The organism is Vibrio sp. 10N.261.51.A4 (assembly GCF_041471945.1).
GTDB lineage: Bacteria > Pseudomonadota > Gammaproteobacteria > Enterobacterales > Vibrionaceae > Vibrio > Vibrio crassostreae_C.
The window spans coordinates 84,946-105,702 of sequence record NZ_JBFRPJ010000026.1 but is presented as its reverse complement, the minus strand read 5'-3'; the positions used below and the strand labels follow the sequence as shown (position 1 = coordinate 105,702).

19 protein-coding genes are annotated in these 20,757 nt (G+C 46.9%); 11 read left to right on the top strand and 8 right to left on the bottom strand.

The window, feature by feature from the left end:
- Positions 1-14 precede the first annotated feature (14 nt).
- Genes gspH through AB4384_RS06965 form a run of 7 tightly spaced genes read left to right on the top strand, consistent with a single transcriptional unit; the run spans position 15 to position 5,265 of the window.
- A complete protein-coding gene (gene gspH, locus AB4384_RS06995) occupies positions 15-608 on the top strand; it encodes a type II secretion system minor pseudopilin GspH (RefSeq protein ID WP_017062484.1) in 594 nt (197 codons plus the stop codon).
- A complete protein-coding gene (gene gspI, locus AB4384_RS06990) occupies positions 595-990 on the top strand; it encodes a type II secretion system minor pseudopilin GspI (RefSeq protein ID WP_017062483.1) in 396 nt (131 codons plus the stop codon). The genes gspH and gspI overlap by 14 nt, the downstream gene beginning before the upstream one ends.
- Positions 977-1,744, top strand: coding sequence for a type II secretion system minor pseudopilin GspJ (gspJ, locus tag AB4384_RS06985; RefSeq protein ID WP_017063073.1), 768 nt, complete (start codon positions 977-979; stop codon positions 1,742-1,744). The genes gspI and gspJ overlap by 14 nt, the downstream gene beginning before the upstream one ends.
- Positions 1,728-2,777, top strand: coding sequence for a type II secretion system minor pseudopilin GspK (gene gspK, locus AB4384_RS06980; protein ID WP_017062481.1), 1,050 nt, complete (start codon positions 1,728-1,730; stop codon positions 2,775-2,777). Before gspJ ends, gspK begins: the two co-directional genes overlap by 17 nt.
- Positions 2,746-3,975: a type II secretion system protein GspL gene (gene gspL / locus AB4384_RS06975; protein WP_372129191.1), complete on the top strand. Its 1,230-nt coding sequence runs from the start codon at positions 2,746-2,748 to the stop codon at positions 3,973-3,975. The genes gspK and gspL overlap by 32 nt, the downstream gene beginning before the upstream one ends.
- 20 nt (positions 3,976-3,995) lie before the next feature.
- Complete coding sequence (locus AB4384_RS06970; protein WP_017062479.1) at positions 3,996-4,484, top strand: type II secretion system protein M; 489 nt, start codon at positions 3,996-3,998, stop codon at positions 4,482-4,484.
- A 1-nt stretch (position 4,485) separates the two neighbouring features.
- Positions 4,486-5,265 carry a type II secretion system protein N gene (locus AB4384_RS06965; RefSeq protein ID WP_017063075.1) on the top strand — a complete coding sequence of 260 codons (780 nt, stop codon included), beginning with the start codon at positions 4,486-4,488 and terminating at the stop codon, positions 5,263-5,265.
- Between the two features lie 119 nt (positions 5,266-5,384).
- Here the strand turns inward: AB4384_RS06965 and cysQ are convergent, their stop codons facing one another.
- From cysQ to AB4384_RS06945, 4 genes are all read right to left on the bottom strand, one after another.
- Positions 5,385-6,212 carry a 3'(2'),5'-bisphosphate nucleotidase CysQ gene (cysQ, locus tag AB4384_RS06960; protein ID WP_017062477.1) on the bottom strand — a complete coding sequence of 276 codons (828 nt, stop codon included), beginning with the start codon at positions 6,210-6,212 and terminating at the stop codon, positions 5,385-5,387.
- 36 nt (positions 6,213-6,248) lie between these two features.
- Positions 6,249-6,800 carry an ADP compounds hydrolase NudE gene (gene nudE / locus AB4384_RS06955; RefSeq protein ID WP_017062476.1) on the bottom strand — a complete coding sequence of 184 codons (552 nt, stop codon included), beginning with the start codon at positions 6,798-6,800 and terminating at the stop codon, positions 6,249-6,251.
- Between the two features lie 289 nt (positions 6,801-7,089).
- Entirely contained in the window at positions 7,090-7,674 is a 585-nt protein-coding gene (nfuA, locus tag AB4384_RS06950) for a Fe-S biogenesis protein NfuA (protein ID WP_004741449.1), read from the bottom strand.
- A 109-nt stretch (positions 7,675-7,783) separates the two neighbouring features.
- Complete coding sequence (locus AB4384_RS06945) at positions 7,784-8,497, bottom strand: ComF family protein (protein WP_170962812.1); 714 nt, start codon at positions 8,495-8,497, stop codon at positions 7,784-7,786.
- Between the two features lie 93 nt (positions 8,498-8,590).
- Here AB4384_RS06945 and bioH point away from each other — a divergent pair, with 93 nt between their 5' ends.
- A complete protein-coding gene (bioH, locus tag AB4384_RS06940; RefSeq protein WP_017063077.1) occupies positions 8,591-9,367 on the top strand; it encodes a pimeloyl-ACP methyl ester esterase BioH in 777 nt (258 codons plus the stop codon).
- A 355-nt stretch (positions 9,368-9,722) separates the two neighbouring features.
- On the top strand, positions 9,723-10,196 hold the full coding sequence (locus tag AB4384_RS06935) for an ATP-dependent Lon protease (RefSeq protein WP_372129190.1): 474 nt from the start codon (positions 9,723-9,725) through the stop codon (positions 10,194-10,196).
- 252 nt (positions 10,197-10,448) lie between these two features.
- On the opposite strand, the gene AB4384_RS06930 is transcribed toward AB4384_RS06935, so the two are convergent.
- Positions 10,449-12,779: a Tex family protein gene (locus tag AB4384_RS06930; RefSeq protein WP_372129189.1), complete on the bottom strand. Its 2,331-nt coding sequence runs from the start codon at positions 12,777-12,779 to the stop codon at positions 10,449-10,451.
- Positions 12,780-13,442: 663 nt separating this feature from the next.
- Entirely contained in the window at positions 13,443-13,925 is a 483-nt protein-coding gene (greB, locus tag AB4384_RS06925) for a transcription elongation factor GreB (RefSeq protein WP_372129188.1), read from the bottom strand.
- A gap of 178 nt (positions 13,926-14,103) precedes the next feature.
- Here greB and ompR point away from each other — a divergent pair, with 178 nt between their 5' ends.
- Positions 14,104-14,823: a two-component system response regulator OmpR gene (ompR, locus tag AB4384_RS06920; RefSeq protein WP_008218409.1), complete on the top strand. Its 720-nt coding sequence runs from the start codon at positions 14,104-14,106 to the stop codon at positions 14,821-14,823.
- Positions 14,824-14,976: 153 nt separating this feature from the next.
- Positions 14,977-16,272: a two-component system sensor histidine kinase EnvZ gene (gene envZ, locus AB4384_RS06915; protein WP_372129187.1), complete on the top strand. Its 1,296-nt coding sequence runs from the start codon at positions 14,977-14,979 to the stop codon at positions 16,270-16,272.
- Between the two features lie 77 nt (positions 16,273-16,349).
- On the opposite strand, the gene recG is transcribed toward envZ, so the two are convergent.
- Both recG and spoT read right to left on the bottom strand, forming a co-directional pair.
- A complete protein-coding gene (recG, locus tag AB4384_RS06910; protein ID WP_102249009.1) occupies positions 16,350-18,428 on the bottom strand; it encodes an ATP-dependent DNA helicase RecG in 2,079 nt (692 codons plus the stop codon).
- A gap of 177 nt (positions 18,429-18,605) precedes the next feature.
- A complete protein-coding gene (spoT, locus tag AB4384_RS06905) occupies positions 18,606-20,732 on the bottom strand; it encodes a bifunctional GTP diphosphokinase/guanosine-3',5'-bis pyrophosphate 3'-pyrophosphohydrolase (protein WP_372051182.1) in 2,127 nt (708 codons plus the stop codon).
- Positions 20,733-20,757 lie beyond the last annotated feature (25 nt).

The following is a 20,757-nucleotide window of genomic DNA, read 5'->3' as shown; positions in this document are numbered from 1 at the left end:
GATGGAGTCTAAAGGTGAAAACTAAGCAAACACAGCCAGGTTTCACCTTGATTGAGATTCTCTTGGTGTTGGTACTACTGTCAGTAACGGCGGTTGCGGTGATCGCGACCATTCCTACCAATAGCAAAGATGTTGCTAAAAAATACGCTCAAAGCTTTTATCAGCGAGTTCAATTACTCAATGAAGAGGCTATTTTGAGCGGCTTAGATTTTGGCGTTCGAGTTGATGAAAAGAAATCGACCTATGTACTGATGGCGCTTAAGTCTGAAGGCTGGCAAGAAGTCGATTTTGAAAAAATCCCCTCTTTAACTGAACTACCGGAAGAACTCGCATTGTCACTGACCTTAGGTGGTGGCGCATGGGAAGACGATGATCGGTTGTTCAACCCAGGAAGCTTGTTTGATGAAGATATGTTTGCTGATCTTGAAGAGGAAAAGAAGCCGAAACCACCACAGATCTACATCTTGTCGAGTGCTGAAATGACGCCATTTGTATTGTCGTTTTATCCAAATACCGGAGACACCATACAAGATGGTTGGCGTATTCGAGTATTGGACAATGGTGTGATTCGACTGCTAGAACCGGGAGAAGAAGATGAAGAGGAATAACCGTTCTCCTTATCGTTTTCGTGGTATGCCCCTTGGTTCTCGAGGAATGACGCTGCTTGAGGTATTGGTTGCGCTCGCTATCTTTGCGACTGCGGCGATCAGTGTGATTCGTGCTGTTACTCAGCACATCAATACCCTCAGTTATCTCGAAGAAAAAACCTTCGCGGCTATGGTCGTTGATAATCAAATGGCTTTGGTGATGCTGCATCCTGAGAAGCTAAAAAAAGCGCAGGGCACACAAGAGTTGGCCGAGAGAGAGTGGTTTTGGAAGGTCACGCCAATCGATACTAGCGATGATTTATTAAAGGCGTTTGATGTGAGTGTGGCAACCAGTAAACAAGCTTCTCCAGTGGTCACGGTGCGCAGCTATGTGGTCAAGTAAAAGCGTGTCGTTAGCTCAGAGCAAGTCGCTAAGTAAGAGCATGTCCGCCAATAAGCGTGTGCCTCGTAAACAAGGACTATCTTCGAAAGGGAGAGGCTTTACCTTAATTGAGGTTTTGGTCTCGATCGCTATCTTTGCCACGTTAAGCATGGCGGCTTATCAGGTAGTAAATCAGGTTCAGCGCAGCAACGAGCTTTCAATCGAGCGCAGTGCTCGTTTAAATCAACTGCAACGTAGCTTAGTCATTTTAGATAATGATTTTCGCCAGATGGCGGTGCGACAATTTCGTACCAACGGTGAAGAAGCATCATCTAAGCTGATCTTAATTAAAGAGTATTTACTGGATTCCGACAGCGTTGGCATCATGTTTACTCGCCTTGGCTGGCATAACCCACAGCAGCAGTTTCCTCGCGGAGAAGTCACCAAAGTGGGTTACCGCATTAAAGAAGAAACGCTTGAGCGTGTGTGGTGGCGCTACCCCGATACTCCTGCAGGACAAGAAGGTGTGATTACGCCTTTGCTTGATGATGTTGAAAGCTTGGAATTCGAGTTTTATGACGGAAGCCGCTGGGGGAAAGAGTGGCAAGCCGACAAATCGCTACCGAAAGCGGTAAGGTTAAAGCTAACCTTGAAAGATTATGGTGAGATAGAGCGTATTTATCTCACCCCTGGTGGCACGCTAGATCAGGCCGATGATTCTTCAAACAGTGACTCTTCAAGTAGTAATGAGGGGAATAATGACTCATCGAACTAATAAGTTTGCACTGACAAGGTCTGCCATGGGGCGCAAGCAGCGAGGTGTTGCGCTGATCATTATCCTGATGCTACTGGCGATAATGGCAACCATCGCAGGCAGTATGTCGGAACGCCTGTTTACTCAATTTAAGCGCGTGGGCAATCAACTGAATTACCAACAGGCTTACTGGTACAGCATTGGTGTCGAAGCGCTGGTGCAAGACGGCATTAGGCAAAGCTACAAAGACAGTGATACCGTCAACTTGAGTCAACCATGGGCGTTAGAAGAACAGGTATACCCGTTGGATTATGGTCAAGTTAAAGGCCGTATTGTTGATGCTCAGGCATGTTTTAATCTCAATGCGTTGGCTGGTGTGGCGACGACTTCAAGTAACCAAACACCTTATTTAATTACGGTTTGGCAAACCTTGTTGGAAAACCAAGATGTTGAGCCTTATCAGGCCGAGGTTATTGCACATTCAAGCTGGGAATTTGTTGATAGTGATACCCGAACCACCTCTTCAGCTGGTGTAGAAGACAGTACTTATGAGGCGATGAAGCCATCTTATTTGGCAGCGAATGGCTTAATGGCCGATGAGTCCGAGCTACGCTCGGTTTATCAAGTCACTGGTGAGGTGATGAATAAGGTTCGCCCCTTTGTTTGTGCTCTGCCGAGCGACGATTTCCGTTTGAATGTGAATACTCTTACGGAAAAGCAGGCGCCGTTATTGGAAGCGATGTTTGCCCCCGGCTTAAGTGAATCGGATGCCAAACAGCTGATAGACAAACGCCCATTCGATGGTTGGGATACGGTGGATGCGTTTATGGCTGAGCCTGCTATTGTGGGTGTGAGTGCCGAAGTCAGCAAAAAAGCGAAAGCATATTTAACTGTAGATAGCGCCTATTTTGAGCTAGATGCAGAGGTATTAGTTGAGCAGTCACGTGTACGTATACGGACGCTTTTCTATAGTAGTAATCGAGAAACAGTGACGGTAGTACGCCGTCGTTTTGGAGGAATCAGTGAGCGAGTTTCTGACCGTTCGACTGAGTAGCGAACCACAAAGCCCTGTGCAGTGGTTAGTTTGGTCGACAAGCCAACAAGAAGTGATAGCAAGTGGCGAACTGTCTAGCTGGGAGCAGCTGGATGAGTTAACGCCTTACGCTGAAAAGCGTAGCTGTATCGCTTTATTGCCGGGAAATGAATGCTTAATTAAGCGTGTTGAGATCCCGAAAGGTGCTGCTCGCCAGTTCGATTCTATGCTGCCGTTTTTATTAGAAGACGAAGTCGCACAAGATATCGAAGACTTACACCTGACTATTTTAGAGAAAGACGCAACGCACGCGACAGTGTGTGGTGTGGAACGTGATTGGCTTAAGCAGGCGCTGGATACTTTCCGCGAAGCGAACATTATCTTTCGTAAAGTATTGCCTGATACCTTAGCGTTGCCTTTAGAAGATCAGGGCATCAGTGCGCTGCAGATCGACCAACATTGGTTATTGCGTCAAAGCAACTATCAAGCAGTGTCGATCAATGAGGCGTGGCTAGCGATGTTCTTACAAAGCGATTGGGTTGCCTTAGATGACGAAGAGCAATCACCAACGATTTTTAGCTACACCGCACTGCCAAGTGATGACGTTCAACTGCAAAGTGGCATTGAGTGGCAAGCTAAACCTGCGGAACTGGTGATGTCTTTACTGAGCCAACAAGCCATTACAAGTGGCGTAAACTTACTGACTGGCACCTTTAAAACCAAATCTTCATTCAGTAAGTACTGGCGTGTATGGCAAAAAGTAGCGATCGCAGCTTGTTTGCTGGTGGCGGTGATCGTCACTCAGCAAGTCTTAAAGGTTCAGCAGTACGAAGCACAAGCCGAAGCGTACCGAACGGAGAGTGAACGTATTTTTAGAAGCGTACTTCCGGGCAAGCAACGTATTCCGACGGTCAACTACCTTAAGCGCCAGATGAACGACGAAGCTAAGAAGTATGGTGGCTCGGGTGATGGTGATTCCTTACTTGGATGGCTAGCGTTACTGCCAGAAACTTTAGGACAAGTGAAAGCCATCGAAGTGAATAGTATTCGCTACGACGGCAACCGCTCAGAGGTGAGATTGGAAGCGAAAAGTACTGACTTCCAATATTTCGAGACTGCGCGAGTGAAACTTGAAGAGAAGTTTACCGTTGAGCAAGGGCCATTGAATCGTAATGGTGATGCCGTATTTGGCAGCTTTACTCTTAAACCCCATCAATAACCTGCGTAAGGAGATCAGTGATGAGAAATATGATTGAGCCACTCCAAGCGTGGTGGACTTCAATAAGTCAAAGAGAGCAACGACTAGTGATTGGTTGCTCAATTCTATTGGTGGTCGGTGTCGTTTATTGGGGGCTAATCCAGCCACTCAGTCAGCGAGCTGAACTTGCGCAGACCCGCATTCAAAGCGAGAAGCAACTACTGGCTTGGGTAACCAATAAAGCCAATGAAGTGGTTGAACTACGAGGCAGTGGCGGCATTAGTGCCAGTCAACCTCTGAATCAATCTGTGCCTGCTTCTATGCGTCGCTTTAATATCGAGCTGATACGTGTGCAACCACGTGGCGAGATGCTGCAAGTCTGGGTGAAACCTGTGCCTTTTAATCAGTTCTTAGATTGGCTGACATACTTGAAAGAGAAGCAGGGTGTCGAAGTTGAGTTTATGGACATTGATCGCTCCGATAACCCAGGGGTTATTGAGGTCAACCGACTACAGTTTAAACGAGGTTAATGTGAAACGCGGTTTATCTTTGAAGTTAGGTTTACTTTTTGGCGGCATCTTTATTGTCTTTTTCTCGGTTAGTCTGTTGCTGCATCTACCGGCCTCTTTTGTACTCAAACATGCACCGGCTGTGCGTGGCTTGAATATTGAAGGTGTTGAAGGAACGGTTTGGCAGGGCAGCGCCAATAATATCGCCTGGCAGCGTGTTAATTACGGTTCAGTGCAGTGGGACTTCCAGTTTTCTAAGCTATTTCAAGCCAAAGCAGAACTGGCGGTTCGTTTTGGTCGTAACAGCGACATGAACTTGTCAGGTAAAGGGCGTGTCGGGTACAGCATGAGTGGCGCGTATGCAGAGAACTTAGTGGCCTCAATGCCTGCTATGAACGTGATGAAATACGCCCCAGCCATTCCAGTCCCGGTTTCAATTGGTGGAAAGGTTGAGCTGACGATCAAGCATGCGGTTCATGCTCAACCTTGGTGTCAGTCTGGTGAAGGTACTGTGGCTTGGTCTGGTGCTGCAGTCGATTCACCTGTTGGTTCGTTAGACCTTGGTCCTGTGATTGCGGACATAACCTGTGAAGACAGTACAATTGCAGCCAAAGGCGTTCAGAAGAGCACTCAAGTAGACAGTGAGTTCTCAGCGAGTCTAACATCTAACCAGCGCTACACATCTGCAGCGTGGTTTAAACCGGGTGTTGAATTCCCGCCAACGATGCAAAATCAGCTTAAATGGTTGGGTAATCCTGATAGCCAAGGTAAGTACCAGTTTACTTATCAAGGTCGTTTTTAGCTAAACGGCTAAGGGTCACTAAATTACGAGATATAAAAAACGGGCACCTCACTGAGGTGCCCGTTTTGTTTGTTCTGAGAATCTAGAGGATATCTGACAGTTAAAGGGAGCAAACTCGCCTAGTCTTTGCCTTGCAAAATTTCTACCCACGGTAAATCTGCATCACCGAGTACAATGAAGTTCGGGTTTTCTAGCGTTTCTCTTTCATTGTACGAAAGCGGTTCTAGTTGAGTACTTAAGATACGTCCGCCAGCTTCTTCAACAATGCACTGCGTTGCGGCGGTATCCCACTCTCCGGTTGGTCCAAGGCGCAGATAACAATCCACAGCGCCTTCTGCGACTAAACAGGCCTTAAGCGCTGCTGAGCCTAGAGGAACCAAATCATAATTCCATGCTGAGCTCATACGGCTAGTGATGCGATTGATGTCCTGGCGACGGCTGATCGCCATGGCGATTGACTGGTTTGGCAGCTCGTGACGATGCGTTTTGATTTTCACGCTGTCATTAAGGTCTGGGATCTTCCAAGCGCCTTTGCCACTGTAAGCGTAATAGCTCACACCTGAAACGGGTGCGTATACCACGCCCATCACTGGCTTGTTATGCTCGATTAGGGCGATAATTGTCGCGAAATCACCACTTCGTGCGATGAACTCCTGGGTGCCGTCCAGTGGGTCAACTAACCAGTAGCGATCCCATTGAGAGCGTTGCTCTAGGCTGATGTCGGCGTCTTCTTCGGATAATACGGGAATATCAGGCGTCAATTCACTGAGTTTTTTTAATATCAGCTTATGTGCTGCAAGATCGGCACTGGTTACTGGAGTGTCATCACTCTTAATGAACTCTTCGTAATCCTTTTTCTCGTAGATCTCTAAGATGAGTTGACCAGCAGAGCGAGCAATCTCAATGACAGAGGGTAGGAGGTGAGACAAATCTTTTGTTATTGGCATAAATGTTCTCTTACTCTTAGAGCGAGCCTGAATGTTCTAGTTATTGTTTAATACACGAAGGCTTAAAAGCAGGGCTGTAATACTCCGAGCCTCACAGAAATCGAGATGTGTTAACAGTTCTTCGGCTTGAGCAAGTGGCCAGCGCACAATATCGAGAGGCTCTGGCTCATCACCTTCTAGCTTTTCTGGGTAGAGGTCTTCTGCAATAAACAGCGTCATTTTGCTAGAGAAGTAAGAGGGTGCAAGGATCACTTCCTTCAGCGGAGTAAGCTTGTTGGCACCGAAGCCTATCTCTTCTTTGAGTTCGCGAACGGCGGCTTCGTTTGGCTGCTCACCTGGATCAATCAGCCCTTTTGGAAAGCCAAGTTCGTAGCGTTCAGTTCCCGCTGCATATTCACGTACTAATAGAATATCGCCTTGCTCAGTAATAGGAACCATCATCACTGCGTTGCGCCCGCTGGGCTTCATGCGTTCGTAAGTGCGCTCTTCGCCGTTTGAAAAGCGTAAGTCGAGAGACTCGATAGAGAATAGTCTTGATTGAGCGACAGTTTGTTTAGCCAAAATCTCTGGCTTGGTCCTTTTCGTCATTGCGCTCGCTCCTTAGCTCATTGGAATTCTTTCTTATAAAGTCATTCTAATATAGGGGAAATGACCTTGAGTTCCTAGATCCGAGTTTTCATATCCGAAAATTATTGAAGCAGGAATCGATTACGATCACTTGAATACCTTACTCAAGATGGTAACGAGGTGAAAATATGGTTGTATAGCAAAAGAGTATAGAGAGAGCGCGATAGTCCTAACTTGCTTATCCACATAACAAAAAAGGTTGATGCTTGCGCATCAACCTTTCAAATAACAACTAACACTAAATCAGTGATTAGTAGTAAGAGTGCTCACCACGATCGTGCTCAGTTGCATCACGAACAGCAGTCAGTTCACCTTCAAACTGTTGAAGAAGTTCTTTCTCGATGCCTTCTTTTAGCGTTACATCAACCATAGAACAACCGTTACAACCACCACCGAATGCTACAATAGCTGCGCCGTCTTCAGTGATTTCTACCAAGCTAACGTGACCGCCGTGACCAGCAAGTTGCGGGTTAACTTGTGTTTGAATTGCGTATTCAACACGTTCTAGAAGTGGTGCATCGTCTGCGACTTTACGCATCTTAGCGTTTGGTGCTTTAAGCGTTAGCTGAGAGCCCATTTTGTCAGTAACGAAGTCAATTTCAGCTTCATCTAGGAACGGTAGGCTTAGCTCATCTACGTATGCAGAGAAAGCTTCGAATTTAAGCTCTGTGTCAGACGCTTCGATAGCATCTGTTGGGCAGTAAGAAACACCACACTCTGCGTTTTGTGTACCCGGGTTTACCACGAACACACGAATGTTTGTACCTTCAGGCTGCTGTGACAGCAGATTGGCAAAATGAGTTTGAGCTGTTTCTGTAATAGTAATATTTGACACGACGAATACCTGAGTAGATTTGTAGGTTATTAGCGCCATTCTACTCCTGTCAGATTTGTAATTCAGCCCTTTTTTGTTGGATTGCTGTACAAGTAGTGATTCACAGCTTTTATCCAGAGGGCTCAGGAGTGCGGCAGATGCAGTAAATATCAATCCTTTTAACGTCCACTTCAAGTAGTAATTGGCATAATTGATACACAGTACTGCCGGTGGTTACAACATCATCAATTATCGCGACGTGAGAGGGGATAGTTCCTTGAACGTCTTGTTTTCGCAGCGCAAAAGCGCTCTTTAGATTGTGTAATCGTGCGGATTTAGTCAGCCCCTGCTGGGAAGCCGTTGAGCGAATTCGACGAAAGAGCACATCACTTTCAACGCCAAGCTCTTGAGCCGTGTAGTCGGCTAGCAGCTTACTTTGATTAAAGCCGCGATGAGTATATCGACGCCAATGCAGCGGCACGCTGGTGATCAGCGGAGCAGGATATTCGATACGTGATGCCAATAGCTTAGATAGATCACGTGCAAACCAAAACTTATCAGCGTACTTCATTTGCTGAATGTAACCTGCTGTAGGGAAGGTGTAATCGCCGACACAGTAGAGGCGATGCCAAGGTGGAGGTTGAGATAAGCACTGTCCGCACTGCTCTACTGTGAGCAGTGTTTTTAAACCACATCGTTGGCAGCGTGGTACTGGCTGAAAGAGTTTGAGACAAGAATTGCACCATCGAGGATGTGTATCACTGGGCAGTTTATCAAGTTTGCACAGGTGGCATTGAGGTGTGACCAGACGTGGTGTGTGTTTTTGTAGCCAATCGGATAACATAGCTCGTGATGCTTTTGGGTTATGGTGTTCCTTTTGCTCACCATACTGAAAAGCGCGGATTATCGCTGATGGAAAAAGTAGGGAATATTGAGAATGAGTGACGCGTTATATTGGCATGTTTCTGGGCAAGGGCCTGATTTAGTACTGGTTCACGGCTGGGGAATGAACGGTGCGGTATGGCAACAAACCGTTAATGCATTACAAGCTGATTTTCGAGTGCATGTTGTCGATTTACCAGGGTATGGACACAGCGCGCACTGCCACGCTCAAGATCTTGAAGAGATTGCTCAGCAGCTTTTGGCCGAAGCACCAAAGCAAGCGATTTGGGTGGGTTGGTCACTTGGAGGCTTGGTCGCAACGCACATGGCTCTCCATCACTCAGATTACGTGAGCAAGCTGGTGACTGTCGCCAGTTCTCCCAAATTCGCCGCTGCAAAAGAGCCCGTGTTATGGCGAGGCATTCAGCCCAACGTATTAAGCGCATTCACTGAGCAACTGGTTGAAGATTTCCAAACCACCATCGAACGCTTTATGGCATTGCAAGCCATGGGCAGCCCTTCAGCAAGGCAAGATGTAAAACAACTCAAGCAAGCGGTGCTGTCTCGCCCGTTGCCGAACCCTGACTCATTATTGGCAGGATTAAAGATGCTGTCGGATGTCGATCTGCGTGAACAACTGCCTGAGATTTCAGTACCAATGCTACGCTTGTATGGTCGATTAGATGGATTGGTGCCAATCAAGGTTGCGAAAGACTTAGGCACAGCCTTGCCTCATACCGAGCAATACATATTTACCCAGTCTTCGCATGCACCGTTTATGACCGAAGCGGATGCCTTTTGCAGTGAGCTTGTCAGCTTCGCACAAAAATAATTGCTAAATATATATCCGGCTTGGTCGATATATAAGCTAATACCAATCACAGTAAGTAAGTGTTCAAAAATAGCGTAGGTAAAAGGCTTGAGAACAAGGCAGCTTTTTTTTGACAAGTAGTTTCGATAAGTAGTTATTCTACAATCAAAAAATTTAACGCCGTTATCGAGCATTTTAACAAGCTAGGATGATCAGTTATTTACTACGATTGGTATAACACCAACGTGTTGCTTGATACTCAGACCTAACTCTCTCCTGAGCTGATTGCGGTAAGTTGGGCTATGCCTGTTGTGCTGACTCACAGTACAACAGCGTTATAGCAAAAACGATGGGCGATTCTTGAGGAGAGTTCGCGATGATTGTGTCACCTGCAACTGCAGTGAGTGTGCCACTAATCGCCCCGTCCGTTAATGTGCAAACAGAGCAAGTTGCGCGTGATAATAGAGTCCGAGAGCCTGTTGCTCCCGCAGTAGCATTGGCGAGAACCAATGCAGAGCGTAAGGTAAAATCAGACGATAAACGAAGGCAGCAGTCGGCTTGGGATCCTTCAGACTATCCAGGTTATGAAATGGAGAACGAGTCAGAGGCCAATTCGGTTAGCCAAGAAGAGCCACAAGACCCTTTTGATCGGCTGTTCAGCTTATTGGCACTGAAAACATACAGTGCTGATCAAGGCAAAGGTTATACCATGCGTTTCCGCCTGCCAAAGCATGTTTTAGATGCGGCGATTCAGGAAGGACAGATGGAGAAACGACGTAAGGTCATAAAGTATCATTATGGTCATGCTGTTGCGCCTCATGCTCCGTCAGAGATGTTGGTCGTATTATAATTATACTCTTCATACTTGAAGCTGCAGCGTTGTTAACTGCGTAAGTTCACCCTAATCACATAGAACCCCTATGCTCATAGGGCTGAACTTACTTGTTGCCTAGCTGCAACTCCAATTATTTTGAGTATAAACACGAAGAATACAACCAAGCTTCGATGTCTTTTTTGAACACATAATAAAAAAACCTGCATACCCTAAGGGATGCAGGTTTTCTGTTTTTAAGCTAATCCGTTTTTTAGGTGAGCTAACGGATTACTTTTTCGCTTTAGCAAAAGCGGCAGCGAATGCTCCACCCATTGCAGCGTTTTGTTGCGGCTCTTCACGACGGCGTTGGCCACCTTGCGAGTTTTGATTCGAGCGGTTTTGTGTGCGAGGTGCACTTGAACGTTGAGCACGGTTGTCTTGTCCCGGCTCGTCCTTCATACGCATGCTTAGTGCAATACGTTTACGCTGAACATCCACTTCCATCACCTTCACTTTCACGATGTCGCCCGCTTTAACCACTTCACGTGGGTCAGAGACAAAGCGATCGGTGAGTGCTGAAATATGAACTAAGCCATCTTGGTGAACACCAATATCAACGAAGGCACCAAAGTTAGCCACGTTCGATACCACACCTTCTAGAATCATGCCTGGTTCTAGGTCTGAAACGCTGTTTACGCCATCTGCGAAGGTTGCAGTCTTGAACTCAGGGCGAGGGTCGCGTCCCGGCTTATCCAGCTCTTTGATGATGTCGGTTACCGTAGGTACACCGAAGTTCTCATTGGTGTAATCGATGGCGTGTAAGCCACGTAAGAAGTCTGTGTTACCCACCAGAGATTTGATGTCTTTGTGGTTTTTCTCAGCGATGCTTTTCACTACTGGGTAAGCTTCTGGGTGAACCGATGATGCATCCAGTGGGTTTTTGCCATCCATAATGCGTAGGAAGCCGGCACACTGTTCAAAGGCTTTTGGACCTAAACGAGCCACTTTCTTCAACGTAGTGCGCGCTTCAAAACGACCATTCTCGTCACGGAAATCCACGATGTTCTGAGCAATGGTGCTAGACAGACCAGCAACACGAGTCAGTAGCGCGGCAGATGCGGTATTCACATCAACACCAACTGCGTTTACACAGTCTTCGACAATCGCATCTAGGCGCTTAGCAAGCATGGTTTGGCTCACATCGTGTTGGTATTGGCCCACACCGATCGATTTAGGGTCAATCTTCACCAGTTCTGCCAGTGGATCTTGCAGACGACGAGCAATAGACACCGCACCACGGATTGATACATCCATGTTCGGGAACTCTTTTGCTGCTAGTTCAGACGCAGAATACACCGATGCGCCTGCTTCGCTAACAATGATCTTTTGCGCTTTTAGGTTGCCGCGTTTAATTACGTCAGCCACAAAGCTGTCGGTTTCGCGTGAAGCCGTACCGTTACCAATCGCAATCAAATCAACATTGAATTGACGAACCATCTGCTCAACCACATGTGCCGATTTGTCGTATTGCTTTTGAGGTGGGTGAGGGTAAATAGTTTCTGTTGCCAAAACCTTACCGGTTGAATCCACGACAGCGATTTTCGAACCGGTACGTAAACCTGGGTCCAAGCCTAAGGTTGCTCGAGGACCAGCTGGCGCTGCCATGAGTAGGTCTTTTAGGTTGGTTGCGAATACTTCAATCGCTTCGATCTCTGCACGCTCTTTCATTGCGCCCATCAATTCAGTTTCCATGTGCATAGAAACCTTGATGCGCCATGCCCAGCTAATCACTTGCTTACGCCAAGCATCCGCAGGAGCACTGCTCAGAGTAATGCCGTAGTGATCAGAGATAATGTTCTCACAGTAAGAACCACGAGCGCCTTCTTCTTGCTCAGGATCGGCATTCATCGCCAGTGTTAGGAAGCCTTCATTGCGGCCACGCAGCATGGCAAGTGCACGGTGAGACGGCACTTTGCTGAGTGTTTCGTTGTGCTCGAAGTAGTCTTTGAACTTCTCGCCTTCTTGCTCTTTACCTGTCACTACACGAGCGACTAGCTCTGAGTTGCGTGTTAGGTGTTGGCGAATCTTTTCTAGTAGGTTTGCGTCTTCCGCAATGCGTTCCATGATGATCGCACGAGCACCATCGAGAGCAGCTTTGGTATCGGCAATGCCTTTATCGTTGCTGATGAAGTTCGCCGCTTCCGTTTCTGGATCGTGCTGTGGTTCATTCCACAGTGTGTCGGCAAGTGGTTCTAAGCCTGCTTCGATAGCAATTTGACCTTTAGTGCGACGCTTTGGTTTGTATGGCAGGTATAAATCTTCTAAGCGAGTCTTGCTGTCAGCCTGAGTTATATCACGCTCGAGTTCTGGCGTGAGTTTTCCTTGGTCTTGAATCGACTTAAGAATTGTTTGGCGACGATCGTCTAGCTCGCGAAGGTATGAAAGGCGGCTATCAAGGTTACGTAGTTGGGTATCGTCTAAGCCACCCGTAACTTCTTTACGGTAGCGGGCAATAAAGGGAACGGTGTTACCGTCGTCAATTAGGTTTACTGCGGCAGTGACTTGCTCAGAACGGACATTCAGTTCTTCAGCGATCAGTCGACAGATAGCTTGGCTCATCCGATGAATCTCTTATTTAATATCATGACAAATACATGGGGGTGAGCGTACGCTTTTTCTAGCTTTGGCTGTGTAATTATCCTGTCAGAAGTCGAATTTCCGTTTCTGATACCCGCTTTGTGCGAGATCTCTTACAAGTGATGTGAGACTAAGTCGCTTTAGACCGATGAAATCGTCTTGATGTTACACTAAGTTGCTGATTTTATTTGATTGTGTGTTTGTGGGCGTATTTCTCACCTGAAATGTTTTTTAAGACTATCTAGGAAACACGGCCATTTGCCGTAATATTTAACTTGTCGACAGGGAGTTGGCAGGAACAGGAAAAAGCCTAATGGACTAGGTATCTTCAGGATGAAGATTTGATTACTTAGGATGAGTGGTCAGCAAGGAAGTGATAATCTCTGGATGAGATTCGCCAGTCAGGATGACAGGCTAGAATGGACACCGCTAGGATGGCGATGAACAAAAAGGAAATTGGTTAAAGGATTTAGCCACTATCAAGGAAAGATGCAGGGAGCACCTTATCTCGAAGAGATAAACAGTAGCCGGATTGCTGCGATAGAGACTTAACCCCGCTAGGCGAAAGCCTTGCGGGGTTTTCTTTTATCTGGAGTTTGGGTTTGCTGAACACTCAGTTTATCGCTAAGTGTTTATTAAGTTTGGTTATTCGTTGTCTGCGTAGCGAATCGAGTTAATGAACCACTCTTTGTCGCCTTCCGGTGTTTTTACCGTAAACTCGTCATCTACTTCTTTCTTGAGCAGAGCTCTAGCCATTGGTGAGTCGATAGAGATATAGCCTTTAGCATCGCCGTAGATCTCTTCTGGGCCGACAATTCGAAACTTCTTAATTTCCCTATCATCATTCTCAATTTCGACCCAAGCACCGAAAAATACCTTACCTTCTTGTTGTGGCGAGTAATCAACGATCGTGACATCAGGTAGGAACTTTCTTAAAAAACGCACTCGGCGATCGATCTGACGAAGTAGACGCTTATTGAAGGTGTAATCTGCGTTTTCTGAGCGATCTCCAAGGCTTGCCGCCCAAGTGACTATCTTAGTAATTTCAGGGCGTTTCTCGTGCCATAAGTGGTCATGTTCTGCTTTGAGCTTGTTATAACCTTCTCGAGTAATAAGTTTGGTTTTCATAAATCTGACTTAATGAAATGATGATCTAAGATAGAATATATAGAAAGGCAACATACGTTAACAATTATTTAGGCGACTTTTTCTCCAATAATGTTACATTTTTAATGTCTTATACCAATATACAATTTACCAAGAATGCTTAACCTTAGGTTTAAGCTTTAATAGGTGGAACCATTACATGCAAGAAAACTACAAAATTTTAGTGGTCGATGACGATGCTCGTTTACGTGCACTGTTAGAGCGCTATCTGTCAGAGCAGGGCTTTCAAGTGCGTAGCGTGGCAAACAGTGAGCAGATGGACCGCCTGTTAACCCGTGAAAATTTTCACTTGATGGTATTGGATTTAATGTTGCCGGGCGAAGATGGTCTATCGATCTGTCGTCGTCTACGAAACGCAAACAACTCGCTACCAATCCTGATGCTTACTGCAAAGGGTGATGAAGTGGATCGCATTGTGGGCTTGGAAGTGGGTGCTGATGATTACCTGCCAAAACCATTTAATCCACGTGAACTGCTTGCTCGTATTAAAGCTGTACTGCGTCGCCAAGTCATTGAAGCACCGGGTGCACCAAGCACAGAAGAGTCTGTGGTTGAGTTTGGTGAGTTCCGCTTGAACTTAGGTACTCGCGAAATGTTCCGCGGTGAAGAGCCAATGCCGCTTACTTCGGGTGAATTTGCGGTTCTTAAGTCCTTGGTAACGAATGCTCGTGAGCCAATGTCTCGCGATAAGCTGATGAACATGGCTCGTGGCCGTGAGTATTCAGCAATGGAACGTTCTATCGATGTTCAGATTTCACGTCTGCGTCGTCTAGTTGAAGAAGATCCAAGCAAACCTCGCTACATCCAAACGGTGTGGGGCTTGGGTTATGTATTCGTTCCAGATGGCAAAGCTGTGTAATTCAGCTTAATAAGCTCTACAGTAGCTTTATCGATTCTGTGAATCTTACGGGTCATCTCATTAATATGCGATGGCCCGTTTTCTATTCAGCACAATGGTTTAGAGTTATAGTCATATAACACTTTCTTTATCTTTCTACATCTCGGGTACCCCATGCGTATACGTAGCTCCTTTACTCAGTCGATAGTGCTTTTCTTAACGCTATTGGTCGCTAGCCAAATTTTTTCTTATTACGCGGTGTTTAACTATGCGTTGATGCCAAGTTTGCAGCAGTTTAATAAGATTTTGGCTCACGAGCTAAACCTGGTATTGGACCAAGGCAGTGATATCGAGATCGATGCGCCATTGCGTCAGCGTGTGCTTGAACAGCTCGGGGTAACCGTTCACGCCAAGGGCAGCGAAGCGGCGGGTGAGTATTACCATGCGGTCGCAATCGACCTGATGAGTGAGGAGATGACCAAGGAGCTGGGTTCTGAAACTGAAGTGCGGCTGATCTTGGGTAAAGAGAGCTATGTGCTTTGGATGGACATTGCGCAGTTACCCAACTCTTTAATTCGTATTCCGTTATCAGAGCTGCAAGAAGAAGACTTTGCCCCGCTATTCCGCAACAGCCTGATCACGGCGTTGTTGATTGTTGCGGGTGGTTGGCTGTTTATTCGCTTGCAAAACCGGCCGTTGATAGCGCTAGAGAAAGCGGCGCAAGGTGTTGGGCGAGGTGATATTCCACCGCCATTGCCAGTTCAAGGTGCACAAGAGATTCGCTCGGTAACTCGAGCCTTTAACCAGATGTCTAAAGGCATCCAAGAGCTAGAGGAAGACCGCGCCTTGTTGATGGCAGGTATCAGTCATGATTTACGTACTCCGTTAACGCGTATTCGCTTAGCGACTGAGATGATGTCACCAGAGGAAGCCTACTTAGCCGACGGGATCATCAGTGATACTGAAGAGTGTAACGAGATCATCAGTCAGTTTATGGATTATTTAAAACCCGTTGATCGAACTTCATTCCAAGAGGTATTTGTCGATGATATTGCTCGTGAGGTATCGAGCTCTGAGGGTGGCTACGAGGTTCAGATTGAAACCGATATTCCAGAATCGATGAAGCCAGCGCTAGGTAATCCGATCGCGATGAAGCGTGCCGTGAGTAACTTGGTGGTGAATGCGCTGCGTTACGGTAATGGTTGGGTCAAGGTATCAACTGGTATGACGGCGGATAACAAGCTTGCTTGGGTGACGGTAGAAGATAACGGGCCGGGTATTCCACAAGACCAGATCGGAAAGCTGTTTGAACCTTTCACGCGTGGTGACACGGCTCGTGGTAGCGAAGGAACGGGCTTGGGCTTAGCAATTGTGAAACGTATCGTTAGCCAGCATCAAGGTGCTGTTGTGGTCAATAACCGCAGTGAAGGTGGCTTAAAAGCGCAGATCAGTTTCCCTGTTAAGCCCTAGAACTGAAAGTTTACTAGCACTAAAAAGGCTTCCTTGAAGGGAAGCCTTTTTGTCTTTTTATGCAGTCTCAGCGTTAGCTAAGCCTTGGAATAAACATCGCGCTCGCCTAGCCAGCGGTTGATGATCGCCTTGGCGTTGTCTGGGTAGCTATCGTGAATATGACGAGCAATACGCTGCACTTCAGGGATCAAACGTTGGTCTCGCACTAAGTCGGCAATCTTAAAATCGGCCAAGCCTGTTTGTTTGGTACCAAGCAGTTCGCCGGGGCCACGGATCTCTAAATCACGCTGAGCTATCACAAAGCCATCGTTACTTTCACGTAGCACACCTAGGCGTTTCTGAGCGGTTTTAGACAGCGGAGAGTGATACAACAATACACAATGACTTGCGACCGAACCTCGGCCGACACGGCCACGCAGTTGGTGCAGTTGCGCTAGGCCAAGACGTTCTGGGTTCTCGATGATCATTAAGCTCGAATTCGGAACATCCACACCAACTTCAATCACGGTTGTCGCAACCAATAGATGCAGCTTGTTCTCTTTGAATTCCTGCATTACTGCTTGCTTCTCGGCGGGCTTCATTCGGCCGTGCACGAGACCAATTTTGACGTCAGGCAGTTTGCGTTGCAGCTCTTCAGCAGTATCAGCTGCAGCTTGAGCTTCCAGTACTTCCGATTCATCAATCAGCGTACATACCCAGTAGGCTTGTTTGCCTTCATTGAGACACGCATTTTTCACACGTTCAACAATGTCATCGCGCTTGGTATCAGGAATTGCCACGGTTTGAATTGGGGTTCGTCCCGGTGGCAGTTCATCAATAATCGAAGTTTCGAGGTCGGCATAGGCCGTCATTGCTAACGTTCGTGGGATTGGGGTAGCGGTCATGACCAACTGATGGGGGTAGTAGCCTTGCTTTGCGCCTTTCTCACGTAGCTCTAATCGCTGGTGGACACCAAATCGGTGCTGTTCATCAATGATCACTAAACCAAGGTTTTTGAACTCGACATGCTCTTGGAACAGGGCATGAGTACCGACCACCATTTGCGCTTCGCCACTGGCAATACGTGTTAGTTCAGTTTCACGAGCTTTGCCTTTGAGCTTACCTGCTAGCCATCCAACTTGAATACCCATTGCCTCAAACCAGTTGGCAAAGTTAATCGCGTGTTGTTCTGCGAGTAGTTCAGTGGGTGCCATAAGTGCTACTTGTTGACCGTGTTCCAATGCGCGAACCGCCGCCAGTGCAGCGACTAAGGTTTTACCAGAGCCCACATCACCTTGCACTAAACGCATCATAGGATGCGGCTTTTCCAAGTCAGCTTCGATCTCTTTGGTCACTCGTGCTTGGGCATTGGTTGGTGAAAACGGCAGCTGAGCCAGTAGCTTATCTTTAAGGGTGTTTACTGGAGGAAAAGGCATTGCCTTGTCTTGCTGCCCTTTGCTACGAACAGACAACATAGACAGGTTTTGAGCCAGTAACTCTTCCATAATTAGGCGCAGTTGCGCAGGGTGCTTGCCTTCATCAAACAGCTCTAGGTCAATGCCCGGGGGCGGCCTGTGAATGGTATGCAGTGCTTGTGCGAGGGTAATTTGGTGGTCGTATAAACCTGATGGGAGAAGCTCGTTAACTGCGGCCTTGTCGATTAGCTCTAAGGCTTGATCGGTAAGATTACGCAGCGTGACTTGTCTTAGCCCTTCGGTGGTTGGGTACACCGGAGTCAGATTGGCTTCAACGTCTGGCTGTTGCCTCGGCGCAAAGAATTTGTAGTCAGGGTGGACGATCTCAAGCCCCATATTACCGCGCTTGATCTCACCATAAGCATGCACTTGTTTGCCTTCGGCAAAGTTATTCTTCATGCCTGCAGTGAAGTTGAAAAAACGCAGTGTAATAGTGCCATTACCATCACTGATCTTTACTGCGAGCATCTTACGTTTACCGAAAATGGTATCGACGTGCATTACCTTGCCTTGCACTGCAGCCCATAAGCCCGCGTGCAGTTTTACGATGGGGTAGATACGTGTTCTATCTTCATAGCGCAAAGGGAGGTGAAAAAGCAGATCTTGTACGTTGTTAAGCCCAACCTTTTCCAGTTTCTCTGCGACTTTAGCGCCGACTCCAGATAAAGAGTTGAGAGGGATAGCAGATAAAAGCTGTGACATAACAAGGCTCATAAACGTAAGAGAGATGATCTATTCAAGCATTTTACTGGATTTTTGTACAGGCAGGAATGGGAGGGAGCGCGGTAAATACTAGGATTACGGTTATAAAAATCCCCTTAAGCGATAAAGCATTAAGGGGATTTAAATTCTTGGCAAAACTATTATCAAGTTTAAACGTTAGTTCTTACGACGTCTTACTTTCAGCGCGTGTGGCATCACACGTAGCTTTTTCATAATACTTGCAAGATGAACACGATCTTTGGTGGTCAGCAAGATAGTCACTGTGTACAGGCGACCATCACGTTCTTCAGTTGAAATACCGTGAATGTTCGAGCCTGTTTTCGAGATAACGTTAGTTAACTCAGCCAGTGCACCTTGGTGATTCTGCAGATCAACCTGAAGTTCAGCAGTGAACTCTTGGTCGTAATCGTCAGACCATTCAACCGCCATGTATTTGTCTGGTTCTTTCTGGTAACCACGAACGTTTGGACACGTTTCACGGTGAACCACAAGGCCACGACCTGGCGATACATGGGCAATGATGTGATCATCTGGAATTGGGTGACAACAGTTAGCGAACGTCAGTAGTAGACCTTCAGCACCACGGATAGCCAATTTCTTCCTTGGTGTGTCGCTGTTGTTTTCCACTTCAGTCAGTTCGTCAGCATCACCCAGTAGACGACGAGCAATAACGATACTCATCAGCTCACCAAGACCAATCGATGCCAGTAAGTCTTCAACGCTTTCTAGGCGTAAGTCAGACAATACATGGTCAATATTCTCTTGGCCGATATCGGCAATAGAGTGTTCGCCAAGTGCATGATTCAGTAAACGACGGCCTAGCGTGATCGACTCTTCACGACGCATGGTTTTTAGAACCTGACGGATCTTTGTACGTGCGCGTGAGGTCACTACGTAGTTGAGCCATGCTGCATTCGGACGTGCGCCCGGAGCACTGATGATCTCAATAGTTTGACCGTTCTTCAGCGATTTGCTGAGTGGGTAAGGGTTCATGTCTACACGAGCACCTACACACATGTTGCCGACATCGGTATGTACCGCGTAAGCAAAATCGACCGCTGTTGCGCCCGCAGGAAGTTCGACAATGCGACCTTTCGGCGTGAACACAAAGATCTCATCAGGGAACAGATCAGACTTAACGTTTTCAATGAATTCGAATGAGTTACCCGCGCTTTGTTGCAGCTCAAGTAAGCTCTGCATCCAACGTTGTGCTTTAACCTGTGCGGTTGTGCCATTACTGCTGCGTGAGCCGTTGCCTTTGTAAGACCAGTGCGCTGCGACACCTTTGTCTGCCATTTGATCCATATCTTCAGTACGGATCTGAACTTCAACTGGCACCCCGTGAGGGCCGATCATTGACGTGTGCAGAGATTGGTAGCCGTTGGCTTTTGGTACCGCAATGTAATCTTTCATGCGGCCAGGGCGAGGCTTGTACAGGCTGTGAGCCTGACCAAGTACGCGATAACAAGTATCTGGGGTATCAACCACGACGCGGAAAGCGTAGATGTCCATAATGGTGTGGAAGCGCTGCTCTTTAGTTTTCATCTTGTTGTAGATGGAGAACAGGTTTTTTTCACGACCAAGTACGCGAGCAGGCAAACCGACCTCTTCAAGGCGGCCTTCAATTTCGCTATGGATACGTTGGATCATTTCCTTACGGTTACCACGCGCAGCTTTCACTACGTTTTTAAGTACGCGATAACGGTTAGGATAGAGGGCTTCAAAGCCCAGCTCTTCTAGTTCGGTCTTGATGTTATGAATACCAAGACGGTGAGCTAGTGGAGAATAAATCTCTAGGGTTTCACGAGCAATACGACGCTTTTTGTCAGGACGAAGTGCCCCAAGCGTGCGCATGTTGTGAGTACGGTCAGCTAATTTGATCAAGATAACGCGGATGTCTTGCACCATGGCGAGAACCATCTTGCGGAAGTTCTCTGCTTGCGCTTCTTTGCGATCACGAAATTTAAGCTTATCCAGCTTAGATACACCATCAACCAATTCAGCAACGGTATTGCCAAATTTTTCCTCTAGATCTTCTTTAGTGACATCACAGTCTTCGATGACATCATGAAGCAGAGCAGCTTGCAGGGTTTCGATATCCAGACGCATTTCTGCCAGGATTCTTGAAACAGCTACAGGGTGGATAATGTATGGTTCACCGCTTGAGCGGGTTTGCCCTTCATGGGCGTCTCTCGCTACCACATAAGATTGACGCAGAGCCTCAATTTGAGGCTCTGTTAGGTATTCTTGGGCAACGTCTTTGAGGCTATCGAATAGATACAAATTAAAGGCCCGGAAGGTTAATTAG